The sequence below is a fragment of the Pseudomonas sp. MDT1-85 genome, assembly GCF_054898065.1.
Genome location: NZ_CM142715.1, coordinates 3,408,345 through 3,433,482 on the forward strand (window position 1 = coordinate 3,408,345; position 25,138 = coordinate 3,433,482).

General features: G+C 57.0%; 19 protein-coding genes. 7 read left to right on the plus strand and 12 right to left on the minus strand.

Features of this window, described 5'->3' with window-relative positions:
* The 3 genes from ACYZT2_RS15325 to ACYZT2_RS15335 all read left to right on the plus strand — a co-directional run bounded on the left by ACYZT2_RS15325 (window position 1) and on the right by ACYZT2_RS15335 (window position 4,592).
* Complete coding sequence (locus ACYZT2_RS15325) at window positions 1-3,099, plus strand: multidrug efflux RND transporter permease subunit (protein WP_461965241.1); 3,099 nt, start codon at window positions 1-3, stop codon at window positions 3,097-3,099.
* Between the two features lie 180 nt (window positions 3,100-3,279).
* Complete coding sequence (locus ACYZT2_RS15330; protein WP_461965243.1) at window positions 3,280-3,921, plus strand: DUF1345 domain-containing protein; 642 nt, start codon at window positions 3,280-3,282, stop codon at window positions 3,919-3,921.
* Window positions 3,922-4,091: 170 nt separating this feature from the next.
* Window positions 4,092-4,592 carry a hypothetical protein gene (locus tag ACYZT2_RS15335; protein WP_461965245.1) on the plus strand — a complete coding sequence of 167 codons (501 nt, stop codon included), beginning with the start codon at window positions 4,092-4,094 and terminating at the stop codon, window positions 4,590-4,592.
* Window positions 4,593-4,659: 67 nt separating this feature from the next.
* Here ACYZT2_RS15335 and ACYZT2_RS15340 read toward each other — a convergent pair whose 3' ends face one another.
* The 9 genes from ACYZT2_RS15340 to ACYZT2_RS15380 form a co-directional block, all read right to left on the minus strand.
* Window positions 4,660-6,792, minus strand: coding sequence for an autotransporter outer membrane beta-barrel domain-containing protein (locus ACYZT2_RS15340; protein ID WP_461965247.1), 2,133 nt, complete (start codon window positions 6,790-6,792; stop codon window positions 4,660-4,662).
* Between the two features lie 328 nt (window positions 6,793-7,120).
* Complete coding sequence (locus ACYZT2_RS15345) at window positions 7,121-9,136, minus strand: hypothetical protein (protein WP_461965249.1); 2,016 nt, start codon at window positions 9,134-9,136, stop codon at window positions 7,121-7,123.
* A gap of 103 nt (window positions 9,137-9,239) precedes the next feature.
* Window positions 9,240-10,043 carry a hypothetical protein gene (locus ACYZT2_RS15350; RefSeq protein WP_461965251.1) on the minus strand — a complete coding sequence of 268 codons (804 nt, stop codon included), beginning with the start codon at window positions 10,041-10,043 and terminating at the stop codon, window positions 9,240-9,242.
* Between the two features lie 196 nt (window positions 10,044-10,239).
* Complete coding sequence (locus ACYZT2_RS15355) at window positions 10,240-10,407, minus strand: hypothetical protein (RefSeq protein WP_461965253.1); 168 nt, start codon at window positions 10,405-10,407, stop codon at window positions 10,240-10,242.
* A gap of 155 nt (window positions 10,408-10,562) precedes the next feature.
* Window positions 10,563-11,384, minus strand: coding sequence for a WG repeat-containing protein (locus tag ACYZT2_RS15360; RefSeq protein ID WP_461965255.1), 822 nt, complete (start codon window positions 11,382-11,384; stop codon window positions 10,563-10,565).
* A 254-nt stretch (window positions 11,385-11,638) separates the two neighbouring features.
* A complete protein-coding gene (locus ACYZT2_RS15365) occupies window positions 11,639-12,826 on the minus strand; it encodes a pyridoxal phosphate-dependent aminotransferase (protein ID WP_461965257.1) in 1,188 nt (395 codons plus the stop codon).
* A gap of 40 nt (window positions 12,827-12,866) precedes the next feature.
* The gene (locus ACYZT2_RS15370) at window positions 12,867-14,492 is read right to left on the minus strand and encodes a methyl-accepting chemotaxis protein (RefSeq protein WP_461965259.1); all 1,626 of its coding nucleotides are present in this window, start codon (window positions 14,490-14,492) and stop codon (window positions 12,867-12,869) included.
* 222 nt (window positions 14,493-14,714) lie between these two features.
* Window positions 14,715-15,863 (minus strand): glycerate kinase, encoded by a 1,149-nt coding sequence (locus tag ACYZT2_RS15375; protein ID WP_461965261.1) that lies wholly within the window; start codon window positions 15,861-15,863, stop codon window positions 14,715-14,717.
* A gap of 276 nt (window positions 15,864-16,139) precedes the next feature.
* Complete coding sequence (locus tag ACYZT2_RS15380; RefSeq protein ID WP_461965263.1) at window positions 16,140-17,267, minus strand: sugar diacid recognition domain-containing protein; 1,128 nt, start codon at window positions 17,265-17,267, stop codon at window positions 16,140-16,142.
* Between the two features lie 169 nt (window positions 17,268-17,436).
* Between ACYZT2_RS15380 and ACYZT2_RS15385 the strand changes: the two genes are divergently transcribed.
* Window positions 17,437-18,747, plus strand: a complete 1,311-nt coding sequence (locus ACYZT2_RS15385) for an MFS transporter (protein ID WP_461965265.1) — start codon at window positions 17,437-17,439, stop codon at window positions 18,745-18,747.
* A gap of 125 nt (window positions 18,748-18,872) precedes the next feature.
* On the opposite strand, the gene ACYZT2_RS15390 is transcribed toward ACYZT2_RS15385, so the two are convergent.
* From ACYZT2_RS15390 to ACYZT2_RS15400, 3 genes are all read right to left on the minus strand, one after another.
* The gene (locus ACYZT2_RS15390) at window positions 18,873-19,226 is read right to left on the minus strand and encodes a DUF6124 family protein (RefSeq protein WP_461965267.1); all 354 of its coding nucleotides are present in this window, start codon (window positions 19,224-19,226) and stop codon (window positions 18,873-18,875) included.
* A 478-nt stretch (window positions 19,227-19,704) separates the two neighbouring features.
* A complete protein-coding gene (gene hppD, locus ACYZT2_RS15395) occupies window positions 19,705-20,781 on the minus strand; it encodes a 4-hydroxyphenylpyruvate dioxygenase (RefSeq protein ID WP_461965269.1) in 1,077 nt (358 codons plus the stop codon).
* Window positions 20,782-21,027: 246 nt separating this feature from the next.
* Entirely contained in the window at window positions 21,028-21,975 is a 948-nt protein-coding gene (locus ACYZT2_RS15400) for a DMT family transporter (protein WP_461965271.1), read from the minus strand.
* A 78-nt stretch (window positions 21,976-22,053) separates the two neighbouring features.
* Between ACYZT2_RS15400 and ACYZT2_RS15405 the strand changes: the two genes are divergently transcribed.
* From ACYZT2_RS15405 to ACYZT2_RS15415, 3 genes are all read left to right on the plus strand, one after another.
* A complete protein-coding gene (locus tag ACYZT2_RS15405; protein ID WP_461965273.1) occupies window positions 22,054-22,926 on the plus strand; it encodes a LysR family transcriptional regulator in 873 nt (290 codons plus the stop codon).
* 63 nt (window positions 22,927-22,989) lie between these two features.
* Window positions 22,990-24,525: an EAL domain-containing protein gene (locus ACYZT2_RS15410; RefSeq protein ID WP_461965275.1), complete on the plus strand. Its 1,536-nt coding sequence runs from the start codon at window positions 22,990-22,992 to the stop codon at window positions 24,523-24,525.
* Between the two features lie 233 nt (window positions 24,526-24,758).
* The gene (locus ACYZT2_RS15415) at window positions 24,759-25,124 is read left to right on the plus strand and encodes a histone-like nucleoid-structuring protein, MvaT/MvaU family (RefSeq protein ID WP_461965277.1); all 366 of its coding nucleotides are present in this window, start codon (window positions 24,759-24,761) and stop codon (window positions 25,122-25,124) included.
* The last annotated feature ends 14 nt before the right edge of the window (window positions 25,125-25,138 follow it).

The following is a 25,138-nucleotide window of genomic DNA, read 5'->3' on the forward strand; positions in this document are numbered from 1 at the left end:
ATGCCGCAGTTCTTTATCGACCGCCCGGTGTTCGCCTGGGTGATCGCCTTGTTCATCCTGCTGGCCGGTGCGCTGGCCATTGTGCAGTTGCCGGTGGCGCAGTACCCGAACGTTGCGCCGCCGAAAGTCGAAATCTATGCCACCTACCCGGGCGCTTCGGCGCAGACCGTGGACGAAAGCGTGGTCAGCCTGATCGAGGAAGAGCTCAACGGCGCCGACCATCTGCTGTATTTCGAATCCCAGAGCAGCCTCAGCAGCGCCACCATCACCGCGACGTTCCAGCCGGGTACTGACCCGGAAATGGCGCAGGTCGATGTGCAAAACCGTCTCAAGGTTGTCGAGTCGCGCTTGCCGCAAGCTGTCACCCAGCAGGGTTTGCAGGTGGAGAAAGTCTCCGCCGGTTTCCTGCTGCTGATCACCCTCACCGCAAGCGATGGCAAGCTCGACGATGTGGCGCTCAGCGATTACCTGGCGCGCAACGTGATGAACGAGATCAAGCGTCTGGACGGCGTCGGCAAGGCCCAACTGTACGGTGCCGAACGGGCGATGCGGATCTGGATCGATCCACAGAAGCTGATCGGCTTCAACCTGACTCCGGCCGATGTCAACGCCGCCATCGTTGCGCAAAATGCTCAGGTTTCCGCAGGCAGCATCGGCGACTTGCCGACCCGCACCACGCAGGAAATCACCGCGACCATTCTGGTCAAAGGCCAGCTGTCGACGCCTGAAGAGTTCGCCGACATCGTGCTCAAGGCCAATCCTGACGGCTCCACGGTGCGCATCGGCGATGTGGCGCGGGTCGAGATCGGCAGTCAGGAATATCAATTCTCCACCCGGCTGAACGGCAAACCGTCGACCGCCGTCAGCGTGCAACTGTCGCCGGGCGCCAATGCCCTGAGCACCGCGACGCTGGTGCGGGCGAAGATGGATGAACTGGCGCGCTACTTCCCGGCCGGCGTCGAATACAAGATTCCGTACGACACCTCGCCCTTCGTCAAAGTCTCGATCACCAAAGTGGTCTACACCCTCGTCGAGGCGATGGTGCTGGTATTTGCGGTGATGTTCCTGTTCCTGCAGAACATGCGCTACACGCTGATTCCGACGCTGGTGGTGCCAGTGGCATTGATGGGCACTTTCGCGACCATGCTCTTGCTGGGTTTCTCGATCAACGTGCTGACCATGTTCGGCATGGTGCTGGCCATCGGCATTCTGGTGGACGACGCGATTGTGGTGGTGGAGAACGTCGAGCGGATCATGGCCACCGAGGGCCTGTCGCCCAAGGACGCGACGCGCAAGGCGATGAAGCAAATCACCGGGGCGATCATCGGCATCACCCTGGTGCTGGTGGCGGTGTTCATTCCGATGGCGTTCATGCAGGGCTCGGTCGGGGTGATTTACCGCCAGTTCTCGCTGTCGATGGCCACGTCGATTCTGTTCTCGGCATTCCTCGCCCTGACCTTGACCCCGGCGCTGTGCGCGACGCTGCTCAAGCCGATTGCCAAGGGCGAACATCACGCCAAGGGCGGTTTCTTCGGCTGGTTCAACCGGTGCTTCGAACAACTCACCGAGCGCTATCAGGGCTGGGTCGCCTACGCACTGAAACGCACCGGCCGTTACCTGTTGATCTACGGCGTGCTGTTGATTGGTCTGGGGCTGTGCTTCAGTCGTCTGCCTTCCTCGTTCCTGCCGGTGGAAGACCAGGGTTACACCATCACCGACATTCAACTGCCACCGGGCGCGAGCAAGAACCGCACGGTGCAGGTGGTCGAGCAGATTGAAGCGCACAACGCCACGGAGGCGGGTGTCGGCGACAGCACGGTGATTCTCGGTTTCAGCTTTTCCGGTAGCGGGCAGAACGCCGCGCTGGCGTTCACCACGCTCAAGGATTGGTCGGATCGCGGCAGCGACGATTCGGCGAGTTCGATTGCCGACCGCGCCAACATCGCCCTCAGTCAGATCAAGGACGCCATGGCCTTCGCGGTGTTGCCGCCGCCGGTCGATGGCCTCGGCACGTCCAGCGGTTTCGAGTTCCGCCTGCAAGACCGTGGCGGCCTCGGCCATGCCACGCTGATGCAGGCGCGCAGCCAATTACTGGCCGCTGCCGAGAAGAGCCCGGTCCTGATGAACGTGCGCGAAAGCGCCCTCGCTGAAGCGCCGCAGGTGCAACTGGAAGTCGACCGCAAGCAAGCCAACGCCTTGGGTATTTCGTTTGCCGACATTGGAAACGTATTATCCACGGCGGTTGGGTCGGCCTACATCAACGACTTCCCCAACCAGGGGCGGATGCAACGGGTGGTGGTCCAGGCCGAAGGTGATCAACGCAGTCAGGTCGACGACCTGCTGAAGATTCACGTGCGCAACGACGCCGAGAAAATGGTGCCATTGTCGGCCTTCGTCCGGGCGAACTGGACCCAGGGTCCAGCGCAGTTGACCCGTTACAACGGCTACCCGGCCATCAGCATTTCCGGCGAACCGGCAGCGGGTTACAGCACCGGCGAAGCCATGGCGGAAATCGAACGGCTGGTGGCGCTAGGCCCGGCCGGGTTGGGTCAGGAATGGACCGGGTTGTCGTTGCAGGAACGCTTGTCCGGTAGCCAGGCGCCCATTCTGCTTGGGCTGTCGCTGCTGATCGTGTTCCTGTGCCTGGCGGCGCTGTATGAGAGCTGGTCGATTCCGACGTCGGTGCTGCTGGTGGTACCGCTGGGTGTGCTCGGTGCAGTGTTGGCAGTGACTTTACGCGGGATGCCCAACGATGTGTTCTTCAAGGTCGGGCTGATTACCATCATTGGCCTGTCGGCGAAGAACGCGATCCTGATCATCGAATTCGCCAAGAGCCTGTACGACGAAGGCCATGACCTGATCGATGCCACCCTGCAAGCCGCACGACTGCGACTTCGCCCCATCGTGATGACCTCGCTGGCATTCATTCTTGGCGTGGTACCGCTGGCAATTGCCACCGGGGCCAGTTCGGCGAGCCAGCAAGCCATTGGCACCGGGGTGATTGGCGGGATGATCACCGCGACCCTGGCGGTGGTGTTTGTACCGGTGTTTTTTGTGGTGGTGATGAAACTGGTGCGCAAACGCCACAAGAACATCTAACCAACCACACACCCCTGTAGGAGCGAGGCTTGCCCGCGAAAGGGCCGTAACATTCAGCATTTATGTTGACTGATACACCGCCTTCGCGGGCAAGCCTCGCTCCTACAGGTGATCGGTGTTGTGGTCACAACGGACAACGCTGGGCTAAGGTGTTTGCACACCCAGGCCCATCGAGTTCTCATGCCCCTACTCGCCCGCACCCACCCTCGCCTGTCCGCCGCTGCCGTGCTCGGTCTCGCGGTGGGCATTCTGGCGCCGGCCGATTCGATTCTTGGCAAAATCCTCATCGGCTGGAACGCCGGGGTCTGGACGTATCTGGCCCTGATCCTCTGGCTGACGATGCGCTCAAAAGCCGACGACGTGAAACGCATAGCCGACGTCGAGGACGAAAACGCCGGGCTGGTGCTGTTCACCGTGTCCATGGCAGCGCTGGCCAGCCTCGCCGCCATCACCCTGGAACTGGTGGGTAGCAAAGATCTGGAGACTTATCACCGCCTGCTGCACTACGGCTTCACCGGGTTGACCGTGATGGGTTCATGGTTGTTGATCGGGGTGATTTTCAGCCTGCACTACGCGCGGCTGTTTTACACCTGGGAAGGCAAGGAGCCTGCGCTGCGCTTTGCCGAGGGGCAATTGAAGCCCGATTATTGGGACTTTTTGTACTTCTCGTTCACCATCGGCGTAGCCGTGCAAACGGCAGACGTGGGCGTCGCCACCCGCGATCTGCGTAAAATCGTGCTGGCGCAGTCGCTGATCGGCTTCTTGTTCAACACGGCAATTCTCGGGTTTTCGATCAATATCGCGGCGGGGCTGTTTGGCTGATGGCTGCACAAACGTTTTAGCGTCCAACACTTCAGAAAAAATCACATTCAAGACAACTTGTAAACTGTCAGGTCTGCCAGTTTACAGCGAGATCCATTGGCGGTTTGATACCTCATCCCGGAAGTTCCTTTAAAGCGGGATACCTTGTCATGACTATGGAGACCGTATTGATGAACATGATCACGCAGAAACTCAGACAGAAAGTTGGCGCTGGTAGTTGTATCGGAACAATAGACGACACAGAAGAATTTAGCGCAGGCTTGGTGGAACTCTCGGAGCGCACTTTCCCACTGCCGCATGGCGCGGCTTACGTGCTGTTTGCACGTCAGCGCGAGCCGAAACCGGAATACACTACAAAAGAACTTATCCTGTCTTTTTCCAAGGGACTGGAAAGTGGATCCTACGAACTGACACCAGACTCACATCACGCCCGTCTGACATTCACTGATAATAGCGATCCACAAAAACCTGTTATTTATACTCAAGATTCGGGAACTGCCGAATTGGCGTATGACGATGCTTCCGGCATTTTTTCCGGCACCTTGACAACGGTTGTCGTTGTAAACCGGGACGATGATGTTCTTAAACAGTTGACCCTTGACGTGGTCTTTTCGGCCAAGGGTAATATTGCTGCCAGCCGCCACCCTGGCGGACGGTCACTGGCGGCATAACAGATTGATCTGACCATTAAAAAGGAAGCGTAAAGCTTCCTTTTTAATTTATCGCTGCCGGAATTGTTCACCACCTATAACGAAGTCCCAGGTTGACTCCAAAAGGCTGCTCTATATGTCGGCCATTGCTGTATTCGAAATCCGCGTGCACGTGCAGATTTTCCGCCATTGAAACCGCAAGCCCGGTGCCCAGTTCGGCTCGAGAACCTGACAGGTCGTTATTGAAGACGTTGTTGTTGATTTGAACTTCATTATTTTTTGCAAATTCATGAGCCCACGCCGCGCGCAGATAAGGTTGTACCACACGTCCTTGCTCCATCCTGATATTTCGGCCTAGCGTAGCGCCCACCTTGCCGACAAACGAACGTGTCCGGTCTCCTTCGGCTTGCAAATCGTTGCTTAGGGAATAGTCCTTGCCCTGAATGACCACGGTAGACCATTGAGTGAAGGGTTCAATGAAATTGTCATTGTCGAAGCTGATGTGTTTTCCGAATTCAACAGACCCACCCAAACCGGAGTTATCATAATCTCCCTTGGCCCGGGTACCATCGCTCAAACCTACTTTCGCGTCATTGCGAAAGCGGTTCGCTTTCAGCACACCATCGAAGTAATAACCTGTCCGGGAGTCGAGCCAGGTGACATAGGTCCCCAGGTAGTAACTGTCGACACTTCCTGAAGTACCGGCATTCAGATTGAGATCGGATTGACTATGACCGACTATCACCCCCACCAACCACTGGCCGTCTCCGAGAGGTAGCGGTGCATCGGCGCCCAAGGTAAAACCTTGTTGGGTTTGCTGGTAAGCAACACCCGAGCCATCGGCTATGTTGTACTTGTTGGCATAGGTGCGCGCCCACGCACCCGCCTGGCCGCCATTGAAACGCAGTTCCCCCATCCGAGTGCGCAATGAGGTCAGCTCACCCAGCCAAACGGTCGATGCGGTGTTGAATAGCGCAAGTACAGAACGTGCACCAGGACTCACTGTACGGGTGCTTGGATCGAGTACCCAGTCATTACCGCTTTTCGCGAGCGCGTAAGAAAATGCGCCAAGTTCAACCGCGCCATTGACCAGCGCAAATTGCGCGTTACCACCTGCGGTTTGAACGACACGAATAGGCTGACCGGTGGCGGGCTCCACACCACTGCTGGCAATCAGGAGTTCATGACTGCCACTGGCGCTTCCGGTGACATTCAGCAAGTCAGTCCGGCCCGTGCTGAAATCCGTCCCCATCACAAATCGGCCATTGCCGGAAAGGCTGGTCACGTTCAATTGATAGAAGGCAGTGTTATCTCCAAATATCACGGAGCCCCCCCGATTGAGAATGAGCGCTTCAATCTGGCCGTCATCCACCATTACCCATCGAGAACTGTCATTGATCGTGGTGCTGGCAACATTTTGCAGCCGACCGGTCAACACCGAATCGTTCTGCAGGATGAGTTGGGTAGTACTGCCTTGCTCGGTAACCACATCCCCCTTTAATGTACTGCCATTAACGGTCAGGGACGTGTGAGCACCGCCTCTCACATCCACCAATGCTTCATTGCCTGCCAACAAGCGGGAGTTGTTCAGCGAGATGCTCGCAGTCGAAGTTGAAGCGTTACCGAAGTCAACCAGGATTGCCGAACCAGTCAGGCCCTGGACGGTCGTGTTTTCGAGAGCCAGTACAGCAGGTTGAACATCATTCGGGTCAAGATCAATCAGTACACCGTATTGCCCGCCCACAATAGTGCTGTTGCTGGCAGTGGCTTGTCCGCTCCTCAACCGAATGCCATAACTGGTTGCGCCGGTACCTTGAATGGTCGAATCGTTGACGGCCAGCGTGCTATAAGCGCTGACCAGAGCACCTCCCAGGACACCACTGATGGTACTTTTTCCGGCTACGACAACGTTGGAACCGGTCTGAGTCGACGTGTTGCGAATCGCCTGCAACCCCAGGCGAGTGCCAGTAACAGTGCTGTTATCGATAGTGGCGTCGCTGTTACTCAGTAATACCGCGGCGAGACCTCCGCCTGCCACGGTCGCTCCACTCAGATTGATGCTGGAACCATTGCTGGCCGAAATCTGCTGAGTGGTGCTACCGGCGTTTACATTAAGTGTCGAGTTGTCAGAGGTGATGGCAAGCGTTTGCGCGCCATTGACAGTCAGTGTTGCCTGCTGGCTCAACCCCCAACTTTCCGGTATGCCGCCATTGATGGTCACATTCCCCCCTACAATGGGCGCTGCGGTGACACATGAACTGAAGAGTGCCAACAGCGATGGACACAGCGCTGCAGAGCGACACACATTTCTTGAGATATATAATAGTTTTCCTCGCATTGGGCACCTGCCTGAATATAAAACTTGAATGCCGACTTGAGCAGGTCAGCTATTAGAGGGGTGCTAGGCTAGCTGGAACATTCACAAAGTTCTGTAGGATTAATCCGTTTTTACAAGAGGAAAATCCTTCGTGATCCCCACCAAAAAATAAACCGAATATGTAAAAGATGCGGCGAGAGTTTTATTTCTCGCCACACCAACGCTACTCGTTTTAAACGAAGGTCTCTTCGCAGTATTTTCCTTGATTATCTGTTAGAAACACACCGTGCTCAGCAGGTAATGAGTCAGGCGTAGGATTATTACCAACACCTCCTCTCGAAATCGAATAAGTAACTCTCCCCCTTCCGAGATGGGCGGGCTTGAAGTGTGTCGGGTAAGCCCCGATTTGAATCACGGCGCCACCGGAGGGGAACTCGCCGACAATCGGGTAATCCTGCGTTGTATCGGCGCCTGGAATAGGGGCTGGTGGGGTTGCGTTGTCATATGGCACCCATTTAACGGTAATGGTTTCCGCGTCAACTGTGTATTGATTTTTTCTGACAAGCACCTCCAGATTTCGCCTTGGTGTCCCATCCCCTGGATTACCGGTCGCAGGAAAGTTCAAAGTTGGACAACTGATTCTTCTAAGTGGACCTCCGAGACGCATGATTTCCGGCGCATCCATTTCGATTGGAAACGCCTCTACGGTAATTGTATTTTCCTTGGAATGAGTCGGGTTGACCCCATTTTGCGTATACAGCGTGTATCGCAAGACCTTGGGTCCGCTTTGCTGCTGGAACACCGTGCTCCATGGCAGCGGAATATCGAGTGTGTCGCCCTCCTGACCTCCAACCAAGGGGATGGTTGCGCCGATCTTCACATCATCATAAAAAACATCGATCAACCAACCCTCTTCTGTAGGAGGAGTAGTGAACAACTCAATATGAATTTGGATTCCTTCATCACCAAAGTCTGCTTCCTTGATCTCATCAGCGCTGCCCTTAGTCGTTGTCAGCGTGGGAGCATCCAAACCGATAGTAATAGGATCAGGGCCAATATATGAAATGTCGACATCGATATTCACATTGCCATCTGCCTTTTCGCTCAAACCGCGGAACATTTTGTAGCTGACATTGGTAACCACTGTCCCATCAGTGTTGCCGTACACTTGTTTTACAAGATCATAACTGGTAAAAAAAGATAACTCGGTATTGGTTTCAACTCGTTGTTCTGGAGTAATCGCCACCCCTCCCCAATAAAGAACGATGGTGTCAGACGGTGCATTCGGCGTCGGCACCGTCACCTTGGTTTCGACACCTCGAATATCAAATTGAGTGTCAGCCAGGTCGATCAGACCATCGCCATTATTACCATTCGCCAATGTAACCACTGGTGGCAAGCCAACACCAGGATCGGGCAAAAACACTACATTCCGCTGGCTCTGGTTTGATCTTCTTCCTGCATTGCCAGGTCGATCCGTCGCTTTATAAATAAGCCGATTGGCACCTTCTTCTGCATTTCTAAACACATCAACAGGGATTAGCGCCTCCCCCGCTGTCAACACATCTTTGAACACCGGCGTGTCGCGATCCGGATCAGGTGCAGTGCCAAAGAAGAACTCGTAAGTATCTGTCGGGTGATAGTTTGGATCGACAAAAGGTTTGACAAGAATCCCCTGTTTGCCGTCGAGATAAGCTTCATCGATCGGGGCCGTCGGCCCCAGATCTGCGGGCCATGAAGGTGCCCCCGGCGTTCGATCCGCCGGTGGGTTTTTAACTTTGAAAGGAGGTGTCAAGTCAATCGCGTATGTGGTCAAGAACGAGGTGGTTTCGTTCGTTCCGCCAGCCCACATGATGTACCGCAACTCATACTCAGTCGGAGCCTCTGGAGTGATTTCCTCTTTCAATAAAACTACCGGAATCTCGAACGGCACATCCCAATCCCGATCAGCCACGGGGCCCAGTTCGATATAGAATGGATCCGGCAGAATGTCGATCCAGACTGTGTCTCCTTTTTTTCGATATTGCGGTTGCAGCAAATCATCGTCATCCTCAAGCACTGGCTTGGCAATAGTGTACTTCAAGGGCGATTTGAGACTTGCGACAGGTATACGCAAGTCGGGCAATAACGTCTGCGCCACAATGGCAGGGGCAGGCGCAGTATCGGACAATGGATTGCTACCTCCCGCACTCTTTTCTTTAAGTACCGCCAGCCTTGATAACTTACCTTGTTCAACTCTAGCATTCATGTTTGCCATCTCCATGCATTCACAATAAATTGCGATACGACTCCAAGAAGGCATTGGCCTCTTCGCACGCCTTTGCTTACCACGCTTAATATCCAGACTGGCCTTACGGCCCGCATGGAAGTTCGTTACCACTTATAATCCTGTCAATTTTTGCCACGGCGGCTTGTGAGCCTCCGACAAGCCGGGTACCGCGATATATTCTGTAAACAACCATGGCAGATGCGTCATTCACCATTGGTTTTATATGAACGTCATAAGGTTCGATAACCAAGGTAAAGCCTTCACGGATATCTTGATCGCTTAAACCCGGCCGATTGACGCGTTTTCGAGCTTTGCTGATCTCAGCGCCACTGGCATTCAGGCTTGAATATCCTCGCCAGAGCACTTCACAGCGATCACCCACCCTGAAACCCGGTAGTGCGGGAATCTTTACGGTGACGCCATCCCATAATGGAGGAACGGTTTGGCAATTTAGATAACCCCAACCATCTACATGAGAAAATTTTGCGGGTGGAAGGTCATTCGGGATTGGCGTGTGATCAATCGTCAGTTGCCGACGATAGGATTTGGATGAATTATCGGCAGTATTGAGTAGCTCATACCACAACTCGCCTGCGCCATCATTTTTTAGATGTTCCGGGCCGATTCGGATGATGAATTCAGGTTTCATATCCGCGGGTGTGTAGGTATTTACTATCTTTACCGGCAACTGTCCGGGTTGTTCAAAGCGAACCGTAAGAATATCTCTTTCTTCGGGGTCCTTTGCCGGTTCGTCCCATAACGGAACGACCACATCAATGCCCGTAAGCAATAATGGAAAGGGAATATAGCCCTCTGGGTCAATATCTGGATCAGCCACACCTATCACTTTCGGCGCATCGAAATCCATCGGTTTGTTGGGCGTCATAGTGTAAGTCCTTCTTATGCATTGCCCGATTGTTTTTCATCGCTGTAATCGAGTGCTGAAGGAATTAAACGCCGATATCCGGGGCGCGGCTACTGTCATATCTGACAGGTAAAGCTACCGCTCGTCGGGTTTTTCTTACTTTCCGATAGAGACTTGTGGGGGAGATACGTCTCATGTGTTTTTTGGAAGGCAGTCCTTATTCTTCTTTCTGCACGAGATTGCCATCGGCGTCATAGACCAGAGACTCGTCAGGGTTACTCGGATCCTCCACGTAGTAACGGGCTTCGTTGCCGTTATCAGGGACTTTCAGGCTGGTGTAGGAACCGAGTTTCTTGACCTGTTGGTTGTTTTGACTGATCAACACCAGCCCACTACTACTGCCGACCGGGACGGCGGCGTAGCGGGTAACTTGATGGGCAGCAGCGTCTCCTGGCGGTTGATAAAAGCAAATTTCCTGCTTTTAGCGTCCTGCACCAGCAGCGGCTGCTCGCCAAAAAACCGACCTATCACGTTGTAACCCTAGAGGTTGATCCGTTTACCTTCCAGGTCGAAAACGTCCTGACGACTCCGATCGGCTGAGTGGGTATAGAGGTAACCACCGCTTTGCTCGATCTCGGAGAACTGCGGCGGTAGAACCTCCTTGCCGGCCAGGGTATAGGCGTCGTAGTGGCCCTCCGTGGCGTACGTTTTGTTGCCGAGACGGGAGATGAACAGGTTGTCGCTCACGGTGAGGTTGACGAACTTCATCGGCAGCGTGAAACGGTGATTCCTGGAGTCGTAGAGCCCGTAGGGGCCGTTGGTTTCACGCTCCACCAGCAGCAGGCCATCGTCCATTGTCTGCGTTATGTATTCGAACGGCAGGTCTATGAGTTTATTGCTGCCAGCGGGGAAATAGGCGAGTTGGTCCTGCAATTCCTGCAATTCCTGCATGTCCGATTGAGGGTCGCTGGACTTTTTCAGCGTAAACAACGTGTAGATATCCGCCACCACGGTATCGTGCACCTCTACCCAACGTGGTTTGATCAACCACTGTCCGGCCTGATCGATGAAGCCGTAGCGATCGGATTTCCGGTCAAGGGCGATGTAACGCGTTTGCTCCCCAAGGACGTTGTGTACTTGGGTGATAACGGCAGTGTTGTCTTCCATCGGATCAAGCACATCAATGACGATACGTTGCGGGGTAGCCTCGAAGTGGTAGTTGGTCTCGGTGTTTTTCAGCAGCCCTCCCCGGGTGGCAAGATCCTTGGTCAAATGCTCCAGCTGTTGTTGTACAGCCTGACTGGTCTTGAACTGCTCGAGATCATCCTTGGTCTGTAGCAGGGCTTTGTGAAAGTCACGCAATGCTGCGATATCGCCATCCGAGGGGAAGGAACGGCTGTTGTTACCGTTGCAGTGCCGGCAGCTAACCACAGCATTGCGGACTGCAAATCGCCTGGACGGCTCTATGCCGGGGCGTGGAAGGGCTTAGATAGTCGGCGTCTGTGAGTCAGTCTTCGCGGGCAAGCCTCGCTCCCACAGGGGATTTGTGGCGTTCACAAAACCCTGTGGGAGCGAGGCTTGCCCGCGAAGAGGCCATCAAACTCAGCAAAAATCGATCAGGCTCGCCGCGCCTGCAGCAAATCCGCCGCACACGATGCAATCCGCTGACACGCATCCGCCAGCCTTCCCTGATCCACCACCAACCCGATGCGAATATGCCCCGCCGCGCTCGGCCCGAAGGCTTCGCCGGCCAGCACCGACACGCCATACACTTCAAGCAGCCGCTCGGCAAAATCTTGGGCGCCGAGCCCGGTCTGGCGCACGTCGACCATCACGAACATTCCGCCATCGGGTTTGATCGGCCGCAGGCCCGGGCGACCGTTCAGACTCGCGCATACCAGATCGCGACGCTGGCGATATTCCTCGCGCATCAGCGCCACTTCCGGCAAGTCTTTATCGAGCGCTACTTGCGCGGCGTTCTGGACGAAATCCGGAAGGCCGAACAGCATGCACAGCGACAGATGCATCAAGTGTTCGGCCAGCGGTTTCGGGCCGATCATCCAGCCCACCCGCCAGCCGGTCATGGCATGGGACTTGGACAAACTGTTGATCGTCGCGGTGCGCTCGGCCATGCCCGGCAGACTCGCCGGGCTGATGTGCTCGCCCTCATACAACAGGTCGCTATAGACCTCGTCGCTGATTAGCCAGAGGTCATGTCGCACGCACAGCGCTGCCAGCGCCTGCCAGCACTTCAACGACAGACTGGCACCCGAGGGATTGTTCGGGCTGTTGAGCAGAATGGCCCGGGTTTTAAGGGTGATCAGCGCCGCCACATCCGCAGGCTCTACCCGAAAGCCATTCTCCGGACACACCGCCACCGGTACCACGCTGGCGCCGCAGGCACCGAACACGCCCTCATAGGTCACGTACATCGGCTCGGCGACGATCACTTCGTCGCCCGGATCGAGCAGGCATTGGGCAACCGAATACACCGCGCACTGCGCACCGGGCAGCACGATCACATGGTCGGCGTCCACCTCCTGACCGCTGCGCCGCTGATGACGGCTGGCGATGCTGCTGCGCAGTGTGCGGGTGCCGCGTACATCCGAGTAATGGGTGTCACCGGCCAGCAGGCTATCGATGGCGGCATGAATGATCGGCAGCGGCGTGTCGAAATCCGGATCGCCGACAGACAGCAACAGCACGTCGAAGCCCTGCTCGCGCAATTCCAGCGCTCGATCGTGAATCTTCCAGGCTGCTGCTCCGTCACCGGAGATTCGTTGGGTCAAGGCTGAATAGCGCATGTACTTCTCCTAACGCGCGGGGTCCAGTTTCAACCCTATCTCAAATCACGAAACGCGCCACCATGGCATTCAAATCAACTGCCAATCGCGACAGTTCGTGAGTGGCGGCGCTGGTCTGGTTGGCACCGGCGGCAGACTGAGTGGCCAGGTCGCGGATGTTCACCAGGTTGCGGTCGACCTCACGGGACACCTGAGCCTGTTCTTCCGAGGCACTGGCGATCACCAGGTTACGTTCGTTGATCAGTTGAATCGATTGGGTGATCTGCTCCAGGGCGATACCGGCAGCACGGGCCATTTCCAAGGTGCTTTGGGTTCGCTGATTACTTTGTTGCATCGACGAGACCGCTTCACCGGTGCCGTTCTGAATGCCGGCGACCATTTTCTCGATCTCCTGTGTCGACTGCGCGGTGCGATGGGCCAGCGCCCGGACCTCATCCGCCACCACCGCAAAACCGCGTCCGGCTTCACCGGCACGGGCGGCTTCGATCGCGGCGTTGAGGGCCAGCAGGTTAGTCTGCTCGGCAATGGCGCGGATCACGTCCAGCACTTTGCCGATGTCGCGGCCCTGAGTTGCCAGGCCCTCGATCATCAACGCCGTGTTTTGCACGTCGTGGGTCATGGTCTGGATCGCATCGACGGTTTCCACCACCCGATCGCGACCTTCACGGGCGGCCTGCGTCGACTGGTTCGAGGCCTCGGACGTCGACACCGCGTTGCGCGCCACTTCTTCCACAGCGGCAGTCATTTCGTTGACGGCGGTGGCAGCCTGTTCGATTTCGTTGTTTTGCTGTTGCAGGCCACGAGACGCTTCTTGCGTCACGGTGCTGAGTTCTTCAGCGGCGGCGCCCAGTTGAGTCGCGGAGCCGGCGATCTGTTCGATGGTCTTGCGCAGGTTGGCCTGCATGGCGGACAAGGCGCCCAGCAAACGCGCCGGTTCATCCTTGCCGTCGACTTCGATGGCTTTGCTCAGGTTGCCGCCGGCAATGGTTTCGGCCGCGAGCACTGCACGGTTCAGCGGCGTGAGGATGCTGCGGGTCAGCAGCCAGGCCAGCAGCACGGTCATCAGCGCAGCAATCACTGCCACGGCGACGATACCGGTAATGGCGTTGCTGTATTCCTCGCCCGCTTCTGCCGAGGCCGCCTTGGCATAGCTGCTGTTAAGTGCCACCAGTTTATTGAGTTGCTCGCCCATCTGGTCCGTGCCGTCCTTGATCCGCGTATTGATCAGAGTGCGCATCTCCTCGATCTTGTTTTGTCGCGAAAACTCCATCATCTGGTTCTGCGCTTGCATGTAGTTGTCGAGTGTCGCCGTGAACGTCTTGTATAGCGCGATTTCTTCCGGCTGGGCAGGCAAGGCTGCATAACTGGCCTGGGCGCTGCGAACCTTGTCGACAAGGACGTCGATGCGGGTCTGGGCTTCCTGCAAAGCGGCTGGATCACGGTTAACCAGCACCCGGAACGAAAGAACCCGCAAACGCAGGACGTTCTCCGTTACGTTGCCCAGAAATACGATGCTGGGTAACTGCGTTGCTTCCATGTCAATAGAGGCCTGGCGGATGATCGTCATGCGGTTCACGGCAAACACACCCAGCACGATGACCAGCAAGGCAATGAAGGCGAAACCGAGGAAAGCTCGAGGCGCGATGTTCAGATTACGCAGTGACATAGGATTGATCTCGGTAATAGAAGCGGCGAGCATCCTTGCGGGGATCACTGTAAGACGGGCGATGGCGCGCACCTTTCAGTTTGGCGCCACTGTTGTAATTGGTTTGTGTGCGCCTGTTAGCTGTATCGGCCGGGGTTGAGGTTTTTTGCAGGGGTTGGAGAAATATTTTTCAAGCGTGTAGCAGCTGTCGAGCCTGCGAGGCTGCTGCTACAGGGAATTGTGTCAGTCCTGGATTTTGCAGGCCGCCACTCGCCACACCCGCGCAATATCACTGGCGCGCTCGCGCAACAAACGCGGCGCCTCGGCGCAGGCCTGCTCCAATGTCATCGGTCCGCTGGCCAAGGCAAAGGCCGCATCGAGGCCATGCTCGTACAGCGCCTGATACCCCTCGCCCAAGGTGCCGGCGATGACGATGACCGGCACGCCGTGCTGGCGTGCAATGCGCGCCACGCCAAACGGGGTTTTGCCGCGCAACGTCTGGGCATCGAAACGACCTTCACCCGTGATTACCAGGTCGGCGCCTTTGACCGCCTCTGCCAAACCCACCAGTTCAGCGACCACTTCCACCCCGGCCTGAAATTGCGCACCGAGAAACGCCTTCGCGGCAAACCCCAGACCGCCCGCCGCGCCGCTGCCCGGTTCGTCGCGCACGTCTGTGTCCAGAGCTTGCGCGCAGAGTTCGGCAAAGTGCCCAAGGGCGTAGTCCAGTTGCTCGACTTGTTCGGGTGTCGCACCTTTCTGCGGGCCGAAAATCGCGGAGGCACCATGAGGGCCGCACAGCGGATTATTGACGTCGGCGGCAATGTCGAAGCGCACCTCGGCCAGACGCGGATCGATGTCGCTCAGATCGAGCCGGGCCAGTTGCGCCAGGGCCAAACCGCCCGGTGCCAGGGGTTGGTCCTGAGCGTCCAGCAGTTTCACACCCAAAGCCTGCATCGCTCCGGCACCGCCGTCGTTGGTGGCGCTGCCGCCAATCGCCAGGATCACTCGTTGCGCGCCGGCATCCAGCGCGGCGCGGATCAATTCACCGGTGCCGAACGTGCTGCTGGTGCAGGCATCGCGCAGGTTCGGCGGGACCAATTGCAGACCACTGGCCTCGGCCATTTCGATGATCGCGGTAAGACTCTGCGGCAACCAGCCCCACGCGGCATCGACCGTGGCGCCCAACGGCCCGCGAACACGGGTGCGACGCAGCTCTCCGTCGCACGCGGCCAGAATCGATTCGACCGTGCCCTCCCCGCCGTCAGCCATCGGGCACTTGAGCAAGTGCGCATCTGGCCAGACTTCCGCCAACCCCAACGCAATGGCGTCGGCCACACCTTGGGCACTCAAACTGTCCTTGAACGAATCGGGGGCGATGACGATTTTCATGCGAATTCTCCAGTTCCAATGCGTCCATGCTGCCAGCCGCCATGAACAATAACGCCGGTCCGCTGCACAAGTGGTGGTAGCGTTTATTGTTCATTTTTACAAAGTCCGTATTTTTAGATCCGGCATTGATGTGAGCTGTCAGTCCGCTATCGCGAGCAGGCTCGCTCCCACAGGGGGTCAGCGTCGCTCACAAATCTGTGCTTCACCACGGACCACTGTGGGAGCGAGCCTGCTCGCGATAGCATCCTGAGATCGCCACTACCGCAAGCCTAGCCGCTATAGGGTTGCTGGCGCGTCGGTTTGGGGCAGGAGCTGGACGCCGAGGTAGAGCGCGAGCATTCCATCCAGCTTAAGCGGGTCGACGCCGCTGAGTTCGGCGATCCGTTCCATGCGGTAACGCAAACTGTTTCGATGGATACCCAAGGCCTCGGCGCAGGCCTGGCTCTGCCCGTCGTGTTCGCACCAACTGCGCAGGGTCGCCAGCAGTTGACCGTTGCCATCCTTGGCGATGACTTTACGCAGCGGCCGCAGCAGTTCATCCAGGGCATCGTCATTGCGGTGTCGCCAGAGCATCACCGGCAATCGATAACGGTTCAGCGTCAGCAAGCGCGAATGCGGCAACACATCACGCCCGTAGGCCAGCAGATCACCGACCCGACGATAGCAACGGCGCAACCCCGACAATCCATCGGCCTGCCCGCCCACGGCAATGCGCAAAATGTTCCAGCCGAGACCATCGAGTTTTTCCAGCAGCCGCTCGTTCTCGATCGCAGGCATTGCCGGTCGACACCACAGCAACGAGGACTTGGCCGAGCTCACGCACCAACTGTCCGGGTAACGCGACATCAGCCAGGCGCTGAGCGCTTCGACGGTCTGGCCCGGGCCATGTTCCATGCCCAACTCGAACAGATACGGCACTCGCGTCAACTGCGGTTTGAGCCCCAATTGCTGCGCTTCGTCCAGCAACCGTGGCGAGTCCCCCGCTTCGCTGAGCAGCAGCGCCAGCAGATCATCGCAACGCTGGCGCCGCCATTGCTGCTCGGCCTGCTGATTGCGCTGGCCCACCAGCATTTCGGCGGTCATGCGCACCAGCTCGGCGTAAGTGCGCAATTGCTCGGGTTCGCCGGTGATGCCCAGCACACCAATCAAACGCTGGTCGAGCAACAGCGGCAGGTTGATGCCCGGCTGCACGCCTTTGAGATGAATCGCAGTCTGCGCGTCGATCTCTACTACGCGTCCGTTGGCCAACACCAGTTGCGCGCCTTCATGACGGGTGTTGATGCGCCCCGGTTCGCCGCTGCCGAGAATCAGCCCTTGGCTGTCCATGACATTGACGTTGTACGGCAGGATGGCCATCGCCCGGTCGACGATGTCCTGGGCCAGGTCGTGATCGAGTTCGAACATAGCGCGGTTCCTTGAAAACGTGATGGAACGGGTTGTTCACCCGCACAGGCCTTGGTCGCAAACCCTGTGCTCAGGCACAAAGACAACCACCCAAGGGGTGGCCGAGACTCACTGGGCGATCAACGTTACCCTTGCGTCGCAAAAAATCATAATAAAGAGAGAGCCCGCCATGTCACAGAGCGCCGCAGCTACCCTGGCCACCGCAGACGACAAAAACGCCGTCTACAAACGCATTACCCTGCGTTTGATCCCCTTCATCTTCATCTGCTACCTGTTCAATTACCTCGACCGGGTGAACGTCGGGTTTGCCAAACTGCAGATGCTCGACGCACTGAAATTCAGCGAAACCGTGTACGGCCTCGGTGCCGGGATCTTCTTCATCGGCTATGTACTCTGCGGCGTGCCGAGCAACCTGGCCCTGACCAAATTCGGCCCGCGACGCTGGATCGCGCTGATGATGATCACTTGGGGCACGCTGTCGACCTGCCTGTTGTTCGTCACCACACCGACCGAGTTCTACACCCTGCGCCTGTTTACCGGCGCCGCCGAAGCCGGGTTCTTTCCGGGTGTGGTGCTTTACCTCTCGCAGTGGTTTCCGACGTTCCGTCGTGGTCGCATCATGGCGCTGTTCATGTCGGCGATCCCTGTGTCCGGTTTGCTCGGCAGCCCGTTTTCCGGCTGGATCCTCACTCACTTTGCCGCAGGCCAGGGCGGTCTCGCTGGCTGGCAGTGGATGTTCCTGCTGCAAGGCATTCCGACGGTGATCCTCGGCGCCCTCGCCTACTTCCTGCTCAGCGACAGCTACGCCAACGCCAAGTGGCTGACCCCTTACGAGCGTTCGGTGCTTGAGGCCGATCACGCTGAAGACCTGGCCAGCAAACCGAAAACCGCTACTGATTCGCTGTTGGCGGTGTTCAAGAATCCAGCGATCTGGGCCTTCGGCCTGATTTATTTCTGCATCCAGAGCGGTGTCTACGCGATCAACTTCTGGTTGCCGTCGATCATCAAGAACCTGGGTTTCAGCGATAACCTGGTGATTGGTTGGCTCAGCGCGATTCCGTACCTGCTGGCGGCAGTGTTCATGTTGATGGTCGGTCGCTCGGCGGACCTGCGCAAAGAACGTCGCTGGCACCTGGTGGTGCCAATGCTGATGGGCGCGGTGGGTCTGTTGATCGCGGTGAACTTCGCCGCCAACCCGGCCATCGCCATCCTCGGCCTGACCATCGCCACCATGGGCGCCCTCACCGGCCTGCCGATGTTCTGGCCGGTGCCGACCGCAATGCTCAGCGCGGGTGCGGCTGCCGGTGGGTTGGCGTTGATCAACTCCATGGGGCAGATGGCGGGTTTCCTTAGTCCGTATCTGGTGGGCTGGGTCAAGGACAGCACCGGGTCGACTGATGCGGCGCTGTATCTGCTGGCGGGTGTGATTGTTTATGGGAGTTTGCTGGCGTTGCGCATGACGCGGACGTTGCGGGTTTAAAAGGGCAGATCAAAAGATCGCAGGCTGCGCCAGCTCCTACATTGGAATCGCGTACACCCGTGAAATATCGGGCGGACAAAATTATGTAGGAGCTGCCGAAGGCTGCGATCTTTTGCTTGTTCTGGCTAGCCCTGCGGATCGAGATTATCCAGCACTCGATTGACCGCCAGCTCACCATTCATCACGACCTGTTGAATCCCGAGCATCGTGCTGCGATAGGGTTCGCCCACCAATGCGGCGAAATCGCTGAGCATCACGCTTGCCGATTTCATGGATTCGCAGGCATGGGCCAGCAGGCTTTCCGAATCGACATCAGGCGCAACGATGAACATCTTGCTGGGTTTGCGGGCAGGTTCTTTGGGGGGCTTGAGGTAATGATCGAGGGCGCGGTCTGCGGCTTCGTTAAGTTTTTTTGAATCGAGGGATTCGTAGGGGGATGTCGAATCTGATTCTGGCGGATTGGGTGTTGGTTTGAACATAGATGGAACCTCTTACGTCATTTAAAAGAAGCCATCACTCTCGCTACCAAACGAAGGGTGGCGGCCATGCGCAGGTTGGTAGACCGGGACGTAAGGAAACCGGCGCGCTCGAAAGCGCCCTGTGCATGACCACCATATAGCAGAGTCGAACAAACGCTGCAGATCATGATGCTTATGCACTTACGTCACCCCGGGGCTACCAAACCCCATCGCTGTTTTTCAGCGACAGGGAAAACGATACAGCCCGGGCCAAAGGCGCACTAGCCGGCGGATTCTGGCGTAGTCGTAGGCAACGGCGCAAGGATGTGTAGCCTCTGAGAGCATTCATCGATGCCATTTAAACATTGCTGTTTATTGCCACCGACTCAATGTGGGAGCGAGCCTGCTCGCGATGGCGTCATCAGACTCAACATTGATGTTGACTGATAAATCGCCATCGCGAGCAGGCTCGCTCCCACAGTTTTATCGGTGAAACGGCTTAATCGGTGGAGAGCACACCCCGACGAACCTGATCACGTTCGATGGATTCGAACAGCGCCTTGAAGTTGCCTTCGCCGAAACCATCGTCGCCTTTACGCTGGATGAATTCGAAGAACACCGGGCCCATCAGGGTTTCCGAGAAGATCTGCAGCAGCAGACGCTTGTCGCCCGACTCGGACGAACCGTCCAGCAAAATGCCCCGCGCTTGCAATTCGTTGACCGGCTCGCCGTGGTTCGGCAAACGGCCTTCGAGCATTTCGTAGTAGGTGTCCGGCGGCGGCGTCATGAAGCGCATGCCGATGCTTTTCAGGTGATCCCAGGTCTTGATCAGGTCATCGCTGAGGAAGGCCACGTGCTGGATGCCCTCGCCGTTGAACTGCATCAGGAACTCTTCGATCTGCCCGGCGCCCTTGGACGACTCTTCGTTGAGCGGGATACGGATCATGCCGTCTGGCGCGGTCATCGCCTTGGAGGTCAGGCCGGTGTATTCGCCTTTGATGTCGAAGTAACGGATCTCGCGGAAGTTGAACAGCTTCTCGTAGAAGTTGGCCCAGTAGGCCATGCGACCGCGATACACGTTGTGGGTCAGGTGATCGATGATCTTCAGACCGGCCCCGACCGGGTTGCGGTCCACGCCTTCGATGAACACGAAGTCGATGTCGTAGATCGAACTGCCTTCGCCAAAACGGTCGATCAGGTACAGCGGCGCGCCGCCGATTCCTTTGATCGCCGGCAAGTGCAGTTCCATCGGACCGGTTTCGATGTGGATCGGTTGGGCGCCGAGTTCCAGGGCACGCTTGTAGGCCTTTTGCGAATCCTTGACGCGAAACGCCATGCCACACACCGACGGACCGTGCTCAGCCGCGAAGTATGACGCCACGCTGTTGGGTTCATTGTTGAGGATCAGGTTGATCGCGCCCTGACGGTACAGGTGCACGTCTTTGGAACGGTGGGTCGCAACCTTGCTGAAGCCCATGATCTCGAAGATCGGCTCCAGGGTGTCAGGGGTCGGCGATGCGAACTCGATGAACTCAAAGCCCATCAGGCCCATTGGGTTTTCGTATAAATCTGCCATTTTGGAGCCTCATCATTTCTTATCAATTAACGGATCGTTAGTTGCTAGCAATGCTGAGACCGGCGGGTGGCGCACAGGAGATGCCCCGCACGCTGCGAGCGAGGAAGTCACCGTAGATCAATTGAAACCCAAATATCTTCATTGTCGACCCAAGGCTATTACGGGCGAGGCTTCTGCTGCCAGAAGACGATTATTCTTATATGCGTAACCGGATTCTACACAGCGTAAATCTGTTGTCCATCCTTCTTATAAAATCCCCCTTTTCGCAGCTTGTGCAAGCGGTTTGTTGCACAGAAAAATCCCCGCCAGGATCAGCCCACCGCCCAGACACATCACCAGGGTCAATTGCTCGCCCAGCAACAACGCGCCAAACAGAACAGCGGTCAGCGGGTTCAAGGCGATGAACACACCCGAACGCGTCGCACCGATTTTGCGGATACCGTCGTAATAACCAATATAGGCCAATGCCGAACCCAGCACGCCCAGGTACATCAGGCTCAACCATTGTTGCGGGCCGAGTTCGGCCAACGCCGCGACACTCAACTCACCACGCACGGCACTGGTCACCCAGAGCATCAGCGTGCCCAGCAAAATCGAGTACGTCACCGTCTGCACCGGCCCCAGCGTTTGATTCAGGCCTTTGGAGAACAGCGAATAAATGCCCCAGCCGAGCACGCAGCCGAAGATCAACAAATCGCCGATCCAGGCATCAGTACCACTGGTCAGCAATTGCGGATTGCGGCTGACGATTACCAGACTGGCGCCGGCAATGCAGATCGCGATACCGACCACTTTCACCCCGCTTAGTCGCTCCTTGAACAGCAGCCACGATGCCAGACCGATCACCGCCGGGTTCAAGGCCACGATCAACGACGCCCGTGACGCGTTGATGTAATGCAGCCCGTAAAAGAAGCAGAGGTTGTAGAAGAAGATCCCGAAAAAACCCAGCAGCGTCAGTTGCAGCCATTGCCGGGGGCTGGGGCGCACCAAAGGCACCCGCGCCAGCAACAGAAACAGCAGCAACGCGACGCTCGCCAGCAAGAACCGCAGGCTCGCGGCCAATAACGGACTGAGGCTGTCGGCCAGAAATCGCCCGGCGACGAACGTCCCGCCCCAGATCATGGTGACCGCTGCCAGTTTCAGATAAACCGGTACATCCGAGGAATTCGCCAGGGTCTGTTCACACGTAGTCATAAGTCTCCACCATCAGAAATCGGGCACATGGCGTATCATTCGATTAATTTAAGATCATCGTAAAATGAGTAAATACTCATGACCCTGACTCAACTCGAGATTTTCTCGCTGGTGGCCGAACTACGCGGTTTCACAGCGGCGGCTCATCGTTTGGAGATTTCCCAATCCGCGGTGTCCCACGCGCTCAAGTCCCTGGAACAGGAATTGGGCGTCGAACTGCTGCGCCGGCATCAGTCTCAAGTCGAGCTGAGCGACATCGGCCAGCAGCTATTACTGCGCGCTCGGGCGATGCTCGGGCTGGCCAACACGGTGCGCCAAGAAGCGGCGGATGCTCGCGGAATGAAACGCGGCACCCTGCGCATCGGCTCGTTCGGCCCGACCTCATCGATCAAATTGCTGCCGAGGATCCTGCAGCATTACCGCGCCGCACACCCGGGCATCGAGGTTCACATCGACGAAGGGCCGGATCGCCAGGTGATCCAGTGGCTGGAAGAGCGACGTATCGATGTCGGCTTCGTGGTGTTGCCCCAGGAACGTTTCGACACTTTTAGCCTGATCGAGGACCAGATGGTCGCGCTGCTGCCTGCCAACCATGTGCTGGCCGGCCGCGACAGCGTGAGCTTGAGCGATTTGTGCCACGACCCTTTTGTGCTGACCGAAGCCGGCTCTTCGGAACTGGTGTCGCGCTTATTCAATGCGGCGCGGTTGACGCCGAACATTCGCTATCGCTGCTCGCAATTGATCAGCACGCTGGACGCCGTCAGCCGTGGCGATGCCCTGACCGTTATCGCCGAAGGCTCTTTGCCTGACGACAACGACAACCACTACGTGAAAAAACCGCTGTCGCCACCGGTCAGCCGCCAAGTCGGGCTGGCGGTGCTCGATCAGCGTCAGTCATCACCTGCGACATTGGCCTTTATCAAACTGGCCTCAAGCCTGAATGATCATTGAACGGCATAAGTGCTGTCGGCCAACTATCATGGCTGAACTCTTCTGGTCGCGCTGGATTTGCGAATGCCACTAAACGTCAAAAGCCGCCGTAAACGTGGCACCCGGATCGCTGTGACTGTTTTGAGCGGGTTGCTCCCGGTGTTGCTGGGGGGCGCCATTCTCTATCTGCAGGCTGAACGTACGCTCAAGCAAAGTACCGAACTGACTGGCGAAGAAGCCGTTCGCCAATTCGAGCTGATGCTCGACAACACCGCGCAAGCGGCGCAAGAGCTATTGCCGCTGGCCGGCCAGAACTGCAACGACGTCAAACTGGCCCTGCGCGAACAAGTCACCCGCCGACCATTCGTGCGCTCGACCAATCTTGTATGGAACACCAACCTCTATTGCAGTTCGTTGTTCGGTGAATATCAGGAAAAGATCAATCCCGGCGATTACACCCAAGGCAAGCTATGGCTAATGAACGGCAACCCGGTCACGCCCAATACCGCGTTGTTGGTGTATCGGCTGAGCGAAGGAAACCAGGGCGCCCTGACCACGCTGGACGGTTATCACCTGAGTAACGTGCTGCGCCTGATCGGTCGCAAAACATTATTGTTACTGCAAGTCGGGCCCCACTGGTTGTCGGCCGACGGCAAGGTCCACGACGATGCCCTGCCCGCCTTGCCCGTGGCGCAAAACACCCTGACCTCCTCGCGTTATGCCTTTACCGTGGCCGCCGGTTTCCCTGAAGGAGAAACCTGGCGTTACATGCGCAGTGAGTATCCTCCGCTATTCAGTCTGTTGATGTTCTTCGGTGTGGTGTCCGGCTCGATCGGGCATGTCCTGCAGAAGCGCTCGATGTCGCCCAGCCGTGAAATGCAGCGGGCGCTGGAGGCAGCAGAGTTCATTCCTTATTTTCAGCCCGTGGTGCATGGCGACAATAAGCAGTGGTCCGGCGCCGAAGTATTGATGCGTTGGCAACATCCCAAGGAAGGCCTGGTGCGCCCGGATCTGTTCATCCCGTTTGCCGAACATTCCGGGCTGATCGTGCCGATGACTCGCTCCTTGATGCGGCAGACTTCCGCATTACTGGCACCCTTGTCGGCATCGTTCGAGGGGCCGTTTCACATCGGCATCAACATCACCGCCAGTCACTGCCGGGACCTGGAACTGGTCGAGGACTGCCGCGAATTCCTCAGCGCTTTCGCCCCCGGCAGCATCAACCTGGTGCTGGAGCTGACCGAACGCGAACTCATCGAGCCGACAGCCATCACCTTGCAATTGTTCGAGCAGCTTCACGGGTTGGGCGTGATGATTGCAATTGATGACTTCGGCACCGGCCATTCAAGCCTGGGTTATTTGCGTCAGTTCAATGTGGACTTCCTGAAAATCGATCAGAGCTTTGTCGCCATGATCGGTGTCGATGCCCTCTCCCGGCACATTCTGGACAGCATCATCGAGCTCTCGGCCAAACTCGATCTGGGTATCGTCGCCGAAGGCGTGGAAACCGTAGAACAAAGTGACTATCTGACCGCCCACGGCGTGAACTTCCTGCAAGGTTATCTGTTTGGCCGGCCGATGCCCGGCGCAGACTTCATTAGAGCATTAAGTGGTCATTAACTAACCACTTTAAGCGCTAAGGTCATGATGATACGCACCAAATTGAATCAAAAGACTACTCTTGTTACATGAAGAAAAAGTCAGGATTTACTCTTGGCCAATTAACTACTACAATTTTTCATGCCTGTGCAGAACTGGCAGGTGAGCCATTATCACCGAGTCGCTTCAAGGCTCTTGGCTTATAGCTTTGTTTGCGGTTGGTATCAGCCAAACACACCATTGGAGTAAAGATATTGTCCAGACTCGCTGAATTCCGTGCAGCTGAAAAGGCCCTTCAAGAACAGCTCAAGCAGTTGGAATCGCTGAAGAACGATGCCGGGCTCAAAAAAGAAATCGAATTCGAAGAAAAGCTCCAGGGGCTGATGAAAACCTACGGCAAGAGCTTGCGCGACATCGTCGCCATCCTCGATCCAAACCCGGCGAAATCCGGCCTGCAACAGGCAGCAGCGCCTAAAACCCGCCGCGCTCGCGTGGTCAAGGTTTATCAGAACCCACACTCCGGCGAACTGATTGAAACCAAGGGCGGCAACCACCGCGGCCTGAAAGCCTGGAAGGAACAATACGGTGCTGCCACCGTGGATTCCTGGCTGCGTGGCTAAGCACTCGCGGTCAT